The following is a 15765-nucleotide window of genomic DNA, read 5'->3' as shown; positions in this document are numbered from 1 at the left end:
TGATTTTCATTTAAAATCGTACTACAGTGTAACCTGATTAATTTTAAGGTTGCACTGTATGCTCTCACTAACACAAACGAGGTTTATTCCTAACAAAGCGAGGTGTTACATTACGGACAATAAACGCTTATTTTTACCCCTTTTATTACTAATTTCTTTGGCGGTACCTGCAAGCCGAGAATTCACCCTACAAGCGCTAAGTGATGCTTTTTTTCAAGTATCTGTATTTGTTGCAGCCACCTTATTAATCTATTACTACCTTATTGATAAACTTCCTCAGTTACAGCTGAGCTATCTACGCGCTAAATCAGGCATTCTAGAGGTGAGTTTTGCCTCAATTTTAGGTGCTTTACCTGGCTGTGGGGGTGCCATTATTGTGGTAACCCAATTTACTAAAAAGCAGGCTAGCTTTGGCTCTGTTGTTGCTGTCTTAACCGCAACCATGGGTGATGCCGCCTTTTTACTGTTAGCAACCCGTCCGCTTGATGGCTTATTAATGATGTTAATAGGTGTTGCTGTAGGCGTTATTAGTGGTCAATTAGTTAATACATTTCATAGCCCAGATAAATTTCAGCCTGATGAGGCTAGCGAATACAACGAGCAGCCACAATGCCAACCAAAAGCGTTAAAGTTTAGCCGACCAGTATGGAAATTTGCTTTAGTACCGAGCTTGATTGTTGCTTTTGTTATCGCCACCAATACCGACTTAAGTGTATTTGGCAGTGGTATTAATGAGGGCATTACTGTATTTGGCTCAATCATGGCACTATTCACCGTGGTTGTGTGGGCACTGTCTTCTAAAGGCAGCAGTTATAAGCAAGTAACCAGTGAAGAAGCACCTTGCACACCACCTTCAAAACTCACGAAAGTGTTAATGGACACGCACTTTGTTACGACGGGTTGTTGCCAGTTTTATGCTGTTTGAAATTCTCGTTAACCTAGTTGGTGTTGATTTAACAGCGTGGTTTTCTGAGTATGCTTATCTTGCACCGCTGGTGGCTGTGGCTATTGGCTTATTACCCGGCTGCGGGCCACAAATCGTCGTGATGACACTCTATATTCAAGGTATTATTCCATTTAGTGCGATGGCAGCCAATGCAATTTCAAATGACGGCGATGCCCTATTCCCAGCTATCGCATTAGCGCCAAAAGCGGCCTTAATCGCGACGGTGTATTCAACAATTCCAGCGCTGATACTCGGTTATGGGTTGTATTTTTACGGTAAATAGCAAATACAAAATTTACAATTAAAAAAACCAGCCGAGGCTGGTTTTTTAATGCTTACTGATTTAGCTCATCGCCATCATCATTTTTGCAGGGTCTTCTAAGTAAGACTTCCATAAGTTATTGAAGCGGGCAATTGTTCCGCCATCAATCACTCGGTGGTCACCAGACCAGCTTACTTGCATAATTGCTGCTGAAATCACATTACCTTGTGCATCAAAGCGAGGTAAATGCTGCAGTTTACCTAAAGCAACAATCGCTACCTCAGGTTTATTGATGATCGGGGTTGCAATTGTGCCGCCAATCGCACCGATGTTAGAAATGCTAATAGTGCCGCCTTTCAAATCATCCGGTGAAACACGACCATCACGTGCTGCTTCAGTTAAGCGGGTCACTTCGTTTGCAACATCTACGATACTCTTTGACTGGCATGATTTAATGTTTGGTACAAGCAAACCAATCTTAGAATCAACCGCCATACCGATGTTATGATCATCAAAGTAAGTTAGCTCGCTGCAATCATCATTTACTTGCGAGTTTAGTACTGGGAATTGCTTAATCGCTAACGACAGTGCTTTGATAAAGAACGGCATCATAGTGAGCTTAACACCCTGCTGCTTATACTGCTCTTTGAGCTCACTGCGCATTGCAATTAGTTTAGTGAGGTCAATTTCATCACAGAAAGTAAAGTGAGGAATTGTCGAAACTGAAGCAACCATTTGCTTAGCCATTGCCGCTTTAATGCCTTTAATAGGCTCTACGCGACTGCCACCAGAAGACACCACCGTTGATACAGGCTCTGCCGCTTTTGGCGAAGCTTGTTGTGATGCTGCTTGGCTTGGTGTTTCATTCAAGAAATCTTCGATATCTTGTTTATAAATACGGCCGTTTTTACCAGAGCCTGGTACTTGCGTTAAATCAACATCAAGTTCGCGGGCTTTACGACGCACAGCAGGTGAAGCAACCGCTTTCTTATTAAGTTGTTTAGTTTCACTTGCTGAAGCCGCAGGTTTCTGTGCTGGTTTAGTTGCTGCATTTGTTTGTGCTTTAACTACCGCAGAACTTACATCTGGCTCTGCACTTTGGCCGGCAATGCTCATTTGGAATAATGGGCTGTGAACCGCTGCAATATCACCCTTTTGATAATAAAGCTTTTCAACTTTACCTGTGTATTTAGCCGGAATTTGCACCAATGCTTTGTCTGTCATTACATCACACACAGCTTGGTCTTCTACAATTTCATCGCCTTCACTCACTAACCACTCAACGATTTCACACTCAACGATCCCTTCACCTATATCGGGTAAAATGAAATCTTCTAAGTGCTCAGCCGCCTCAGATGATGCTTCAGCTGCTACAGGAGCTTGAACTTCTTCACTTTGTGTTGGTGCTTCGCCATCAACATCCATTGCAAATAATGGTGCATGTACTTTCGCAATATCCCCTTTTGCATAATAGAGCTTACTGATCACACCATCATGAACAGCAGGAATTTGCACAAGCGCCTTGTCGGTCATAACATCACAAATAGGCTGGTCTTCTTTTACAGAATCGCCTTCTGCAACTAACCATTCAACAATTTCACACTCTACGATGCCTTCGCCGATATCTGGCAAGATAAAATCTTTAGACATACTGACTCCTAAAACTCTACTGATTGCTTGATCGCAGCAAGCACTTTAAGTGCATCCGGCACATATTCTTTTTCAAGTGCTAATGGGTATGGCGTATCTAAACCACACACGCGAGCAATTGGCGATTCAAGGTGTAAGAAACACTCTTGTTGAATTGTTGCAACGATTTCTGCACCAAAACCATTCGTGATTGGTGCCTCGTGGCTTACCACTAAACGACCTGTTTTAGTCACTGATTTAGCAATGGTCTCAACATCCCATGGTAAAATGGTACGTAAGTCGATCACTTCACAGCTAATACCTTGCTCTGCAGCTTTTTTAGCGGCGTCTTCGATGATTTCCATCTGAGCACCCCAAGCAAGTACAGTGACATCAGTGCCTTCTTGAACGATTTCAGCTTTACCGAGCTCGATGCTGTAATCTTCTTCTGGCACTTCACCTGTTGATGCACGGTACAAACGTTTCGGCTCAAAGAAAATAACAGGGTTATCATCTTTAATTGATGCACGAAGCAAACCTTTTGCTTGGTATGGGTTACGTGGCACAACTAACTTTAAACCAGGTGTGTGAGCAAAATAAGCTTCTGGTGATTGTGAGTGATATAAACCACCTGCAATACCACCACCGTATGGTGTACGGATTGTTAGATTGCCAACATTAAATTCATTACCACTACGGTAACGGAATTTAGCTGATTCATTCACGATTTGGTCAAATGCAGGGAAAATATAATCAGCAAATTGAATTTCAGCTAATGCAGGGGCACCGAACGCCGCTAAACCATTAGCAAAACCTAAAATACCTTGCTCAGTTAACGGAGTATTGAACACACGATGCTTACCATATTTTTCTTGTAAGCCAGATGTAGCACGGAATACACCACCAAAATAACCAACGTCTTCACCAAAAATACATGCATTTGGATGCTCTGCCATGGTGATATCAAGGGCAGAGTTAATTGCATGAAGCATGTTCATTTTAGCCATTACTTTAATCTCCCTGCAGTTGTTGGATAAGCATCAGGATGCTGCAAAATGTGCTCTTTTAGTTCTTCATATTGTTTTTGCAGTGATGGGATTGGCTTATCATACACATCAGAAATAAGGTCTTCTAATGATGGTTTTGCTACTTTTTCAGCGCGTTTAAGAGCCGCTAAAATTTCTTCACGAATTGTTTCTTTGTCTTTTGCGTCTTGCGCTTCGTCTAACCAACCTTGTTTTAATAACCACTTACGGAAACGCTCGATTGGACAGCCTTTATGTTTTGCTTCTTCATCTTTTGTACGGTAACCGCTTGGATCGTCACTGGTTGAGTGAGCGCCAAGACGATAGGCAATCGATTCAATTAAAACAGGTTCACCTTTAGTCGTTGCAATTTCACGGGCTTTTTTCGTTGCTGCATAAACAGCAAGTGCATCAGCACCATCAACACGAATTGTTGTAATGCCATAGCCAACACCACGTGATGCAATACCATCACCTTTAAATTGCTCATCAGCAGGTGTAGAAATCGCATAACCATTGTTACGAGCAAAGAAAATTACCGGTGCTTCATGAACTGCGGCCATATTTAAACCAGCATGGAAATCACCTTCAGACGCAGCGCCTTCACCAAAGTAACAAATAGTGATGTTATCAATAGTGCTGTTTAACTCACCGGTTTGGGCATCAATATGACGAACTTTTTGACCATATGCATAACCTGTTGCTTGCGGAATTTGTGTACCAAGCGGTGATGAAATAGTCATGTAGTTAAGTTCGCGTGAGCCATAGTGAATTGGCATTTGGCGACCTTTACCCAAATCTTTTTCATTTGAGAACATTTGATTCATGAATTGGTCAAGGCTAAAACCACGATAACGTAAAGCTGCTTGCTCACGGTATTGGGCCATGATCATATCGTTTTGATCAAGCGCTGCAGCTGATGCTGTTACAGCCGCTTCTTCGCCTAGACATTGCATATAAAAGCTAACACGGCCTTGACGCTGTGCTGCTTGCATACGCTCATCAAGTGCTCTAATAAAACGCATTGTTTCATATAGACGGATTGCCGTTGCTTTGTCGATATCAGGTGCGGTTGCACCTTCGTAGATGTCGCCTTCCTCATTAAGAATACTTAATGTAGGGATCGTTAATGCGTGACCATCAATAAATGACAGTTCATGATTAATGTTTAGCGATACGTTATTTGGATTACTCATAACCTACCTTCTTTCGTTGTCAGAAACCTACGCTACTGCCCTTAATTATATTTTTATCAGCATGAGCTGTAAGGATAAAGTTTGCGCAATATTCAATCTAATTAAATTAAACTGCCGTCACTTTACGTTAACGTAAGTTGTTATTCAACTAATCATAGACGAATAGATGACAAATGGCTAAAAACGCATGGAAAGTTAACTATACAACAAGATAAATTCTTTATAGTCATATAGTTAACTAAATTTAGATGGGTGTTAATGCAGAGATTTTAAATAAAGTTGCTATCAACTTGCATTGGAATAACGGTAAGCAAAGCACGCTGACCTAAGGCTACATCAGCGTTTGGGAAGATAATAGCTTCACCGTCTACTTCCGCTTCATATCTGGTCTGACCATCAGTTGCCATTAATTCGCCCTTTGCGAAACCGGTGAAATTTTCCACATCATCAGCAAATGGAAAACTAAAGTCTTCGCAAGTACGGTTTATTGTTCTATATACAGAAAACAACTCGAAATCTTCTGCATTGAATTCTTTATATTCAACAGATTTTTGACTAATTAATGCAATTAAGGTTTGTTTGGTTTTCTCAAATCGCGACATGTCGTTTTCGCCAAATGGTTTTACTTGGCCAAGTTCTACCGTAAATGAGTCAGCTCCATGTACAAACGACGAGTAGTAACTGAAGGTAGTTGCCGCTGATTTCATCATTAGTACCGTGTTTACGCCACAGCTAAGTAAAAATTGCAGTTGTGATTTTTTCCACGGTTTACCATGTAAGAAAGGATACACTGCGAACTTTTCATTTTTAGAGCCACGAATTGCTGTGTGAAGATCATAATGAAAACGCTCACTGTCCTGGTTGCCTCTAGCAAAGAAATCAGTAACAACGTCTTCAAGTAGCTTTGCACGAACTCGCTCAGGGTTTGAAGCAATGCCTTCTACAGTATGATGACCATTAAACAAACGGTTTAAGTTTTCATCTACAAAACGCTTACCGATATTAATAGATTTAGGATTACCATAAATAAACAGTACACGCTGCTGCAAGGTAAGTTGTTCTGTAATGATTGACTTGATTAAATGATCGCAGATTTCAATTGGCGCAGTTTCGTTACCATGTACCGCACTTGAAAGTACAATATCTTTGTTTATCTGCTTCGCAGGTTGAAACTCAATGATACCCGTGTCGTGAACAGTGACATCAGTACCGTTTTCAAGGGTAAATGCACAAGGTTCGAGTGAAAATTCATTGTTACGGGTCAGGGTTAAAAAGTCGCCAGTACTTTTTAATTGTTCGAGATATGAAGGCGTTGAATAGCTCATTGTTCTATCCTAAAAATGCGTGAGAGTAGAATACAAAAACGGCTGAGAAACTCAGCCGTTTTAATAGGTAAAAGAGGAATTAGCTAATTACTGAATCAACCAGCTTTTTCGCTTCTTTTTCTAATAATGCTAAATGTTCTTCACCTTTGAATGATTCAAGGTAAATTTTATAGATGTCTTCAGTGCCAGATGGGCGTGCAGCAAACCAACCGTTTTCAGTAACAACTTTTAAACCGCCGATAGCAGCGTTATTACCAGGAGCATGGGTTAGTTTTTGCGTAATGGCATCACCCGCTAAGGTACTTGCAGTTACATCATCCGCTGATAACGCTTTTAAACGTGATTTTTGTTCTGCATTAGCTGGCGCATCAATACGTTTATAAATAGGCGCACCGAACTCTTGCTCAAGTTCTTTATAAAGCTGTGATGGTGTTTTACCTGTTACAGCTAAAATCTCTGCAGCAAGTAGACCTAAGATGAAACCATCTTTATCAGTGTTCCAAACTGTACCATCAAAGCGTAAGAATGACGCCCCAGCACTTTCTTCACCACCGAAAGCAAGGGTACCTTTGCTTAGAACTTCAACAAACCATTTAAAGCCTACCGGTACTTCTTTTACTTCGCGGTTATTACGTGCAACGACTTTATCAATCATGCCGCTAGATACGAGCGTTTTACCAATTGCGACCTCTTTTGACCATTCACGGTTATTTAATAAGTAGTCAATTGCAACTGCTAAAAAGTGATTTGGATTCATTAAGCCGTCAGGTGTAACGATACCATGGCGGTCATAATCAGGGTCGTTACCAATACCGATATCATAGTCATCTTTTAATGCAATAAGGTTTGTCATTGCATAAGGTGATGAACAATCCATACGGATTTTGCCGTCTTTATCTAAAGGCATAAACGAAAATGTTGGGTCAACAGACTCATTTACGACCGCTAAGTCTAAATTATATTTTTCTGCAATGACTGGCCAAAAGTTGATACCAGAACCACCAAGTGGATCCACACCAATTTTGATTTTCGCATCGCTAATTGCTTTTAGATTAACGATATTAACTAAGTCATCAACATAAGGAGTAATTAAGTCTTGGTACTTAATAAAACCAGAACGTGATGCTTTAGCATATGGAAATAACTCTACTTCAACTAAGTCTTCTAAAAGTAATTGATTTGCTCTGTCTTCAATCCACTTAGTAACATCAGTATCTGCAGGGCCACCATTTGGCGGGTTATATTTAAAACCACCGTCTTCTGGCGGATTATGTGAAGGCGTTACCACAATACCATCAGCAAGTTCATTTGGGTTTTCTTTGTTATGGCAAACAACAGCATGACTAATTACCGGCGTTGGCGTGTAATCGTCATTTTCTTGTGCAATGACTTGCACTTCGTTTGCAACAAGTACTTCAATAGCAGAGTTAAAAGCCGCTTCACTCAATGCATGTGTATCTTTACCTAAGAAAAGTGGGCCAAAAATATTGTTTTCTTTACGGTAATCACAAATTGCTTGAGTGATCGCTAAAATATGCGATTCATTAAATTTTACATCGAAAGAACAACCACGATGGCCAGACGTACCAAAAGCAACACAATGTTCTGGGTTTTGTTCTAGGTCAGGTTCATTTAAGTAATAAGCCGAGATCAGTTTTGGTACATTCACTAAGCTTGATTGCGGTGCAGGTTTACCTGCATCTGGATGAATCGCCATATTATTTCCTTATGGATTATAAGTAATCACGAATTTTTTCTGCTTCATCTGCGCTGTAGCCTAAGCACAGTGCTACTTCGTGAAGCATCATTTTTTTTCTGGTTGTATTTGAATTTGTCATCACCCAATACTCAGTATCAGTGATATTTTTTGGATTCATGCTGCTACCGCTTTCCAGCAGTGCTTCTTTGCTTGTGGCAAAATAAACTCGATCACGGCCTTTAATTTCAAGCACGTTAGCAAAATCTTTTTTATGCGTTCTATATAAAGCAGCAAGTATAAATAAGAATCGACCAACAACACCTTTTTGCATTGCCAGCTCTTCTTTGTTTAATACATTAAACACATTACCTTTCACTTGTGTCGATGCTGTGACAGTTTCTGCAGCCTCTTCAACATTTTCGTTGCTAGGTTCAGGGCTTGATTCTTGTTCTGCTTGTTCTTGTACTTCAACAACTGGGGTTTCTTGTTCAGTTTTAGTAGTTGTTTCAACTGGGGCATTGGTGCCATCAGAGAGGTTTAATAAACGACGCAAAATGGTTGATGCACTTTCACCAATACTTTGCGTGTTGCTTGCAATGTATTGATATAACTCGTCGTCTATGTCGATTTTTTTCATGTTATTCCTGTCTTTACGGGTCACATTTTAAAAGTTCTCAATGATTATACCTAAGCTCGCAGCAATTCTCTATGTTTTGCATTTTGTAATTTCACTAGGCAAAATACTGCCATTAAAAATAGGAGTTGAAAATGCTATTAAACTACCAACAAATGGGTCAAGGTTCAGACGTTGTATTGATCCACGGTTTGTTTGGCTCACTTGAAAACCTCAATGTAATCGCAAAAGCATTAGCTGAAAATTATCGTGTAACGAATATCGATTTACGTAACCACGGTAAATCATTCCATAGCGATACCATGAATTATCATGCTATGGCTAAAGATGTCAGTGAGTTACTTGAACATCTAACTATTAGTAAAGCGCACATCATAGGTCATTCAATGGGTGGCAAAGTGGCCATGCAATTAGCACTTAATCACCCTTCACTTATCGATAAGCTTGTCGTGTTAGATATTTCTCCTGTTGCTAATAACCCTCGCCACAGTGCCATTTTTGCAGGCCTAAACGAAGTTGCACAGTCTAATATCACAGATAGAAAATCGGCTGATGAAATACTTGCCAAGCACATTGAGGAAATGGGCGTACGTCAATTTTTATTAAAAAGCTTTGCTAAAAATGATGAAGGTCACTATCAATGGCGCTTTAATTTAGCTGTTTTATACCAGCAATATGAAAATATTTTAGCGCAAGTTAGTGAAAATGATTCTTGTTTATGTGATACTTTGTTCATTAAAGGTAATGATTCTGACTACATTTTAGCAGAGCACCGCCCTGCTATTATGGCGTTGTTCCCTAATGCAAAAGCAAAAATTATTCATGGTGCTGGTCACTGGCTACATGCCCAAAAACCACTTGCTGTTAATAAAGCAATCAGCGATTTTTTAGCTCATTAATAGGGCTGATTAAATTCGCTGTTTTTGATCGTGCGCACTAAATTATTACAAATTTGTGTGGTATAGTACGCGCCGTTTAATTTAAAGGTTTATACGTTGATGGTCAGTCAGTTAATTAACGAATTTGATACCTTAGGGTTGTATTTTGGCTTAGCCGGTATTTTCTTTTTTATTGGAATGGCAATTCAAGACGTCCTTAAAAAAGGTGATGTACCACGATTTGGCCGATACATCGTTTGGTTAGTGCTATTTTTAGGCTGTTCTGGGTTTATAGCGAAAGGACTTATTCAAGCCTTCTGGCAAGGCGCAGGTGTGGGCTAGACATGGCAAAGTCAGAAACAGATAGAACAACACCCGATTTATTTGAATACGAAAAGCGTCCAGGTAGGCCGAAAACAAATCCCCTACCTCGCGATATGCAATTAAAAGTAAATAAACGTAATCAAATAAAACGAGATAAAGCACGTGGTTTAAAGCGTGTAGAATTTAAGGTTTCATCACAGTTATATCAAGCATTAAGCGATATGGCAGATGCGCAGAATATTAGCCGTAGCGCGTTGATTGAAACAATTTTACAAGAAAGATTGGCTATTGATAGATAGAAGGTTTTAAATCCATGTCAAGCGTAGGTATTTTTTTCGGAAGTGACACAGGCAATACTGAACACGTAGCTAAAATGATTCAAAAAGAATTAGGTAAAAAGCTTGTTGCTGTTCACGACATTGCAAAAAGTTCTAAAGAAGAGATTGCTGAATTCGATTTATTGTTATTCGGTATTCCAACTTGGTACTACGGTGAAGCTCAATGTGACTGGGATGATTTTTTCCCTGAATTAGAAGAAGTTGACTTCGAAGGTAAACTTGTTGCTATTTTCGGCTGCGGTGACCAAGAAGACTATGCAGAGTACTTCTTAGATGCAATGGGCATGATCAACGATATCGTTACTGAGCGTGGCGCAATCGTAGTGGTCATTGGTCAACTGAAGGCTACGACTTTGAAGCTTCAAAAGCACTCGTAGATGACAGCAACTTTGTTGGCCTTGGTATTGATGAAGACCGTCAACCAGAGCTTACTGAAAAGCGTGTTAAAGACTGGTGTGCTCAGGTTTATGACGAAATGTGTTTAGCGGAACTTGCTGATTAATAACAAGTACTACTCGCATTTACTAGCTGATGTAAAGATGCACAACCAGTTCATTTTTGTTTGAAAAATCGGCAAATAGACGAATTGTTCTTTGCACTTAGTAACTAGGCACGTTATTCTAATAGTTGCTAATGTGTCGTGTGCATCTTGATGATGCCTAGTATAACTAAATAAAATTGAGACAGATTGAATGACTGATCACAACTTGGAATTAAAAAAAGCAGGGTTAAAAGTAACCTTGCCACGTATTAAAATTTTAGAGATTCTACAATCTCCAGACAACCAACACATCAGCGCTGAAGATGTCTATAAAATTCTTTTAGACAAAGGCGAAGAGATTGGTCTTGCAACTGTCTACCGTGTTCTTAACCAATTTGATGATGCAGGTATTGTATCTCGCCACCACTTCGAAGGCGGCAAGTCAGTATTTGAATTATCAGGTAGCACTCACCATGACCACTTAGTGTGCCTAAAATGTGGTAAGGTAGTTGAGTTTGAAGACGACACTATTGAACGTCGTCAAGAAGAAATCGCAACAGAGAATGGTATTAAACTGACGAACCACTCTCTTTACCTATATGGTGAATGTGAAGACACTGCTGCGTGTAAAGAATACGCTGAATCAAATAGCTAATTAGCTATTTGATTCAGATATAAAAAAACCTGCTTAAAGCAGGTTTTTTTATATCTATTTGAAATCGATTAGATGATTTCTAATAGCTCAACGTCAAAGATTAACGTTGAGAAAGGAGCGATTGCTGCACCAGCACCGCGCTCACCGTAAGCAAGTTCGTGTGGTACGTATAAACGCCACTTAGAACCAGTACCCATCATTTGCACTGCTTCAGTCCAACCTTTGATTACACCGCCAACTGGGAATTCAGCTGGTTGACCACGCTCGTATGAGCTGTCAAATACTGTACCGTTGATTAGTGTACCGTGGTAGTGTGCACGGATTGTTGAATCTGCAGTTGGTTTTTCACCGTCGCCTGCAGTAAGTACTTCGTATTGAAGACCTGATTCAGTTACTGTTACTTCAGGACGTTTTGCATTTTCTTCTAAGAATGCAATACCTTCAGCTGCAAGAACTTTAGCTTCTTCTTCACGACGAGCTTGGATCTCAGCGTTGATTTTCTCAAAAGCTGCTTGAATTTCTGGGATTTCAACTTGGAAATCATTACCAGTGTATGCGTCTTTCATACCTTCAAATACAGAATTTAAGTTTAAACCTTCGAATGGATTCGCTTTTAATTGCTCACCCATTTGTAAACCAATACCGTAACTTGCTTTTTCAGCGTCTGTTGTAAAATTATCTGACATGTTTTAATTCACGTTTATTTAGTTAAAAGACGTGCTCATACTAACATAAAAAAACAACGAATATCGCCTAGTTTTACTGCGTTTGCTCAGTGTTTGCACTAATTCGCTGCTTTATTTTATCAATTACAAATGTCGCAACAGGTAATGTAGCGATCATCGAAGCAATAAAAAAGCCGCTCATTAAACCATCTTTGCCTAACATAATTAAAGGCACAGCAATAAGACCCACAGTAGAAATCACACATGCTGCAATAACAGGCCAATGCTTGTCGTATTTGCCAATAAGGTGCCCTACTAACACATTAAACCCAATACCATAAGCGATTGAAGATATTAGCCCGTAATCAGGCTGCGCATCATGGTCATAGCTACAAGTACATTGATCCCGCTGTGATAAAAATAAGAAAAGATACACCAAAGCAGAACATGTTTAACAATGCGCATTAGTGTAGAAGAAGACTCGCTTGCCGACATTACTTATCTCCAGATAGCAAAAAACCGCCCTAAAGGCGGTTTTTCTAAATAATGGTGGAGAGATAGGGATTTGAACCCTAGAGGGGCTACAAACCCCTGCCGGTTTTCAAGACCGGTGCATTCGACCACTCTGCCATCTCTCCGTACGGCGCGCATAATAGTGTTTACTGCGTTCGTTGTAAAGCCTTAAATGTAAAAAACTTTAAAAAAGTAATTTTAATAGTACTGCTTCGGACGCTTTGCGATTAAAGAGCAAACTAAACAAACAATTAAACTAACAATTGCAAAACCTGAGCCCTGCACTATTACGTCAATTTTATTGAGGTTATAACTCGGTACAATAACTAATGCGAAGGCGGGTAAGCAGGTGATCGTTAAAACGTAGCAACAAATTTTAAAAGCGCGGCCGAAATCGAAACGTTTAGTGCTTTGCATCCACCATGTCAATAGAAGTAATACCACTACAGCAGACAAGCCAAGGTAATGAGGTTGTTTTGTAGACATGGCAACAAAAAATGTGACAACAGCGCCAACTAAGCCCCAAATTGACCAAGCGAACCAATTTTCTTTTTCACGTAAAAATAAGTTTCCCATTGTTCTCGTCTTCTTTATCGTTATTTTTTTAAGACTTTCCATACGTTAACAAAAAATAACCGATTAAAAAACACACTGAAGAAGAATTATTTCGTTTTTTGCATCCGTGCGCTTCTTACAGCTAAGCTAAATCTAAAAAAACTAACATAAGTAAGCTTAATAGTGTCTGACTGCTTAACTGCAAAAAAGTTCCTACTATTTATAAATTCTCAAAAAACGTCTCTGGCTTGTGTCTGATAGGTTTTTTAATGTCTATTTCTGGCGTACCTAAATAGAGGTAACCAACAATCTCATCTTGTTCTTTACAACCGAGTGCCGCTTTAACAGCTGGGCTCTGTGCAAAATAACCTGTGCGCCAAATCCCCCCTAAACCTTGGGCGAATGCCGCTTGTTGCATTGCAAGTACAGCGCAGCCTGCACTTTGTACTTGTTCAATACGTGGCACTTTTGGGTTTTCAGTTACATCTGCAATGGCAATGATCATCATCGGAGATCGCAGCGGTAGTTCTTTAGCGCGCTCAATGGTTCTATCATCTTGGTTTTCAGCAACAGTGGCCTGATGATAGATATTGCCTAATTTATTACGTGCATCGCCTTCAACGACAATAAATCGCCAAGGAGCAATACAGCCATGATCAGGCACTTTAATGGCCGCTCGCTTAATAATTTCAAGTTGTTCTGCAGTAGGTCCAGGTGCGATAAGGCGAGGATCTGATTGTCGAGTTTGTAATAGCGTTAAAGCGTCCATGAATATTCCGTAAATGCTTAAGTACGACGCCCCTTAATAATCGGGGCAGAAAACCCAAGCTTATCATTTATCTTTATGAGCAAGAAAGCTATTCGATACTTTTCTAGTTAACCAATAATCTAAACTAACGTAACGACCACCCCCTGTAAAAAATAAACTCAATAACATAACAAAATATATGGCAGAAAACTCAATACCATTATTTAAGATCACAGGTTTTCCTTTCGCATAGAGGTACTCTGTATAACCATGCGTTTCTAGCAACTCACGCATTTTGGTTAATCTTTCGCTGGCTTCATCAGAATTAACTAGGCTAGCTTCACTACCAGGTATTTCAAGCCAATTGAGTACTCTCGCTGGGCTGGTGCTGGCATCGGTAGGTGTTACAGCAAACCAGCCATTACTGGCATGCACTGTTGTCGCTGCAACCAGCATGGTGATCATCAAAGGAATTGCGGTTAAACGAGTAAATAAACCCAATAATATAAAGATCCCCCTAAAAACTCAGTCCATGCAGCTAAAAAGGCCAATACAGAGGGCATGGGTAAACCTAAACCCCAGTCACTATTTCCAAACCATGCAACAATATCTTCAGATGCTAAAAAGTATTGATAAAAATGAGTAACATCACCGCTTAAAGCAAGCTTATTAAAGCCTGCAATGATCATCACTGGGGCTAAAATCAAGCGAATTAATAGATTCGGTAGTCCATCTAAAAAGTGCAGTTTCTTTAAGGTGTATTGGTAAAGGGGTATTAGGTGTGTGTTCAACATAGCGGTCTCGTGACTAAATAGATTAATCACACAGACCGCACGTTTTCTAGTTTTCTTTCAATTAAATTTTACGAGCGACTTGTAACGCTTCAAAAATAGCACGTTTAGCATCGATAGCAGCAGCTAGTTTTGCGCCACCAATAACGTGTACTTTCGCGTTTTCGGTTTGATTGTCGAACGTTTCAGTATTTGACACCTGACCAATACAAGCAATCACGGTATCAACATCGAGGATTTGCTCTTCACCTTTTACCGTTATCTTCAAACCTTGCTCATCAAAGCTTAGATATTGGCACTCAGCGATTTGTTTAACACCATGCTGTTTGGCAACTTGACGGTGGATCCAACCCGTTGTTTTACCCAGTTCACTACCAAAACGCCCTGCACTTCGCTTAAGCATGTAAAGTTGACGATTGTCTTTTTCAGGCGCAGCTTCGCACTCAATACCCCATTGAGTTTTGAATTGCTCAATTGTTTGGCCTTTGTGTTCACTTAAAAAGGCAACCATATCAAAACCGATACCACCGGCACCTAGAATCGCAATTTTCTCACCGAGTTCTACTTCACCACGAATTACTTCATCATAAGCGAATACACGTTTGCCATCACCGCATTCTATTTTGGCTTCGCGCGGACGTACGCCTGTTGCAAAAACAACATCATCGTATTGATTGAGCATATTGTCAGTAAATTCAGTACCGAGTTGTAAATCGACATTTAAACGCTTTAATTCATTAGTAAAGTAGTTAAGGGTATGGTTAAAGTCTTCTTTACCCGGCACTTGCATGGCTAAATTAAATTGGCCACCCATTTGTTCTTTACGTTCAATTAAAGTCACTTTGTGACCTTTCGCTGCTAAGTAACAACTTGCAGCAAGGCCAGCAGGGCCAGCACCCACAACCAGAACTAATCGAGAAGATGGAGCTTTTTCAAGGCTGTAATCTAACTCAAAAGCCGCTTGTGGGTTAACCAAACAGGTGGCACGTTTATTTTTAAACACATGGTCTAAACAGCCCTGATTACAACCAATACAAATATTGATTTGCTCAGACTTATTATTAACGTATTTATTGAAAAACTCTGGGTCTGCTAATAAAG

The 15765-nt window shown here is 40.0% G+C and carries 15 protein-coding genes, 1 tRNA gene and 3 pseudogenes; 6 read left to right on the top strand and 13 right to left on the bottom strand.

Features of this window, described 5'->3' with window-relative positions; all coding sequences use genetic code 11:
* Positions 1–58: 58 nt before the first annotated feature.
* Positions 59–1229, top strand: a pseudogene (locus ACRWSG_RS00095) (putative manganese transporter).
* Positions 1230–1289: 60 nt separating this feature from the next.
* On the opposite strand, the gene ACRWSG_RS00090 reads toward ACRWSG_RS00095, so the two are convergent.
* The 6 genes from ACRWSG_RS00090 to seqA form a co-directional block, all read right to left on the bottom strand.
* On the bottom strand, positions 1290–2858 hold the full coding sequence (locus tag ACRWSG_RS00090; RefSeq protein WP_462165299.1) for a dihydrolipoyllysine-residue acetyltransferase: 1569 nt from the start codon (positions 2856–2858) through the stop codon (positions 1290–1292).
* Between the two features lie 8 nt (positions 2859–2866).
* A complete protein-coding gene (locus tag ACRWSG_RS00085; RefSeq protein ID WP_058584964.1) occupies positions 2867–3844 on the bottom strand; it encodes an alpha-ketoacid dehydrogenase subunit beta in 978 nt (325 codons plus the stop codon).
* On the bottom strand, positions 3844–5058 hold the full coding sequence (locus ACRWSG_RS00080) for a thiamine pyrophosphate-dependent dehydrogenase E1 component subunit alpha (RefSeq protein WP_462165298.1): 1215 nt from the start codon (positions 5056–5058) through the stop codon (positions 3844–3846). Before ACRWSG_RS00080 ends, ACRWSG_RS00085 begins: the two co-directional genes overlap by 1 nt.
* Positions 5059–5327: 269 nt before the next feature.
* Positions 5328–6383 carry a succinylglutamate desuccinylase gene (gene astE / locus ACRWSG_RS00075; protein WP_462165297.1) on the bottom strand — a complete coding sequence of 352 codons (1056 nt, stop codon included), beginning with the start codon at positions 6381–6383 and terminating at the stop codon, positions 5328–5330.
* Positions 6384–6462: 79 nt separating this feature from the next.
* Positions 6463–8100 carry a phosphoglucomutase (alpha-D-glucose-1,6-bisphosphate-dependent) gene (gene pgm / locus ACRWSG_RS00070; protein WP_462165296.1) on the bottom strand — a complete coding sequence of 546 codons (1638 nt, stop codon included), beginning with the start codon at positions 8098–8100 and terminating at the stop codon, positions 6463–6465.
* 16 nt (positions 8101–8116) lie between these two features.
* A complete protein-coding gene (seqA, locus tag ACRWSG_RS00065) occupies positions 8117–8719 on the bottom strand; it encodes a replication initiation negative regulator SeqA (RefSeq protein WP_054553926.1) in 603 nt (200 codons plus the stop codon).
* Between the two features lie 131 nt (positions 8720–8850).
* Here seqA and ACRWSG_RS00060 point away from each other — a divergent pair, with 131 nt between their 5' ends.
* The 5 genes and pseudogenes from ACRWSG_RS00060 (at position 8851) to fur (ending at position 11392) form a co-directional block, all read left to right on the top strand.
* A complete protein-coding gene (locus ACRWSG_RS00060; protein WP_462165295.1) occupies positions 8851–9615 on the top strand; it encodes an alpha/beta fold hydrolase in 765 nt (254 codons plus the stop codon).
* Positions 9616–9714: 99 nt separating this feature from the next.
* The gene (locus ACRWSG_RS00055) at positions 9715–9936 is read left to right on the top strand and encodes a DUF2788 domain-containing protein (protein ID WP_462165294.1); all 222 of its coding nucleotides are present in this window, start codon (positions 9715–9717) and stop codon (positions 9934–9936) included.
* Positions 9937–9938: 2 nt separating this feature from the next.
* On the top strand, positions 9939–10217 hold the full coding sequence (ybfE, locus tag ACRWSG_RS00050) for a LexA regulated protein (protein WP_004586673.1): 279 nt from the start codon (positions 9939–9941) through the stop codon (positions 10215–10217).
* Between the two features lie 14 nt (positions 10218–10231).
* Positions 10232–10758: pseudogene (gene fldA, locus ACRWSG_RS00045) on the top strand (flavodoxin FldA).
* 190 nt (positions 10759–10948) lie between these two features.
* Complete coding sequence (gene fur, locus ACRWSG_RS00040; RefSeq protein WP_054561419.1) at positions 10949–11392, top strand: ferric iron uptake transcriptional regulator; 444 nt, start codon at positions 10949–10951, stop codon at positions 11390–11392.
* A 68-nt stretch (positions 11393–11460) separates the two neighbouring features.
* On the opposite strand, the gene ACRWSG_RS00035 is transcribed toward fur, so the two are convergent.
* The 7 genes and pseudogenes from ACRWSG_RS00035 to ACRWSG_RS00005 all read right to left on the bottom strand — a co-directional run.
* Positions 11461–12078: an FKBP-type peptidyl-prolyl cis-trans isomerase gene (locus ACRWSG_RS00035; protein WP_054561418.1), complete on the bottom strand. Its 618-nt coding sequence runs from the start codon at positions 12076–12078 to the stop codon at positions 11461–11463.
* 73 nt (positions 12079–12151) lie between these two features.
* On the bottom strand, positions 12152–12496 hold the full coding sequence (locus ACRWSG_RS00030) for a hypothetical protein (protein WP_462165293.1): 345 nt from the start codon (positions 12494–12496) through the stop codon (positions 12152–12154).
* Between the two features lie 108 nt (positions 12497–12604).
* Positions 12605–12695, bottom strand: a tRNA-Ser gene (locus ACRWSG_RS00025).
* A 73-nt stretch (positions 12696–12768) separates the two neighbouring features.
* Positions 12769–13146 carry a hypothetical protein gene (locus tag ACRWSG_RS00020; RefSeq protein ID WP_054553932.1) on the bottom strand — a complete coding sequence of 126 codons (378 nt, stop codon included), beginning with the start codon at positions 13144–13146 and terminating at the stop codon, positions 12769–12771.
* Positions 13147–13345: 199 nt separating this feature from the next.
* Complete coding sequence (locus tag ACRWSG_RS00015; protein WP_462165292.1) at positions 13346–13894, bottom strand: NAD(P)H nitroreductase; 549 nt, start codon at positions 13892–13894, stop codon at positions 13346–13348.
* Positions 13895–13957: 63 nt separating this feature from the next.
* A pseudogene (locus ACRWSG_RS00010) lies at positions 13958–14667 on the bottom strand (HvfX family Cu-binding RiPP maturation protein).
* Positions 14668–14728: 61 nt separating this feature from the next.
* On the bottom strand, positions 14729–15765 hold a 1037-nt coding region (locus ACRWSG_RS00005), incomplete at its 5' end, for an FAD-dependent oxidoreductase (RefSeq protein ID WP_462165291.1).

Source organism: Pseudoalteromonas sp. GB43, assembly GCF_054923805.1.
This window is presented reverse-complemented; position numbering and strand designations above follow the sequence as displayed.

Excerpts from the sequence above, each read along its gene's own strand:
- ACRWSG_RS00090 (WP_462165299.1), bottom strand. The coding sequence starts at position 2,858 with ATGTCTAAAGATTTTATCTTGCCAGATATCGGCGAAGGCATCGTAGAG.
- ACRWSG_RS00085 (WP_058584964.1), bottom strand. The coding sequence starts at position 3,844 with ATGGCTAAAATGAACATGCTTCATGCAATTAACTCTGCCCTTGATATC.
- ACRWSG_RS00080 (WP_462165298.1), bottom strand. The coding sequence starts at position 5,058 with ATGAGTAATCCAAATAACGTATCGCTAAACATTAATCATGAACTGTCA.
- astE (WP_462165297.1), bottom strand. The coding sequence starts at position 6,383 with ATGAGCTATTCAACGCCTTCATATCTCGAACAATTAAAAAGTACTGGC.
- pgm (WP_462165296.1), bottom strand. The coding sequence starts at position 8,100 with ATGGCGATTCATCCAGATGCAGGTAAACCTGCACCGCAATCAAGCTTA.
- seqA (WP_054553926.1), bottom strand. The coding sequence starts at position 8,719 with ATGAAAAAAATCGACATAGACGACGAGTTATATCAATACATTGCAAGC.
- ACRWSG_RS00060 (WP_462165295.1), top strand. The coding sequence starts at position 8,851 with ATGCTATTAAACTACCAACAAATGGGTCAAGGTTCAGACGTTGTATTG.
- ACRWSG_RS00055 (WP_462165294.1), top strand. The coding sequence starts at position 9,715 with ATGGTCAGTCAGTTAATTAACGAATTTGATACCTTAGGGTTGTATTTT.
- ybfE (WP_004586673.1), top strand. The coding sequence starts at position 9,939 with ATGGCAAAGTCAGAAACAGATAGAACAACACCCGATTTATTTGAATAC.
- fur (WP_054561419.1), top strand. The coding sequence starts at position 10,949 with ATGACTGATCACAACTTGGAATTAAAAAAAGCAGGGTTAAAAGTAACC.
- ACRWSG_RS00035 (WP_054561418.1), bottom strand. The coding sequence starts at position 12,078 with ATGTCAGATAATTTTACAACAGACGCTGAAAAAGCAAGTTACGGTATT.
- ACRWSG_RS00020 (WP_054553932.1), bottom strand. The coding sequence starts at position 13,146 with ATGGGAAACTTATTTTTACGTGAAAAAGAAAATTGGTTCGCTTGGTCA.
- ACRWSG_RS00015 (WP_462165292.1), bottom strand. The coding sequence starts at position 13,894 with ATGGACGCTTTAACGCTATTACAAACTCGACAATCAGATCCTCGCCTT.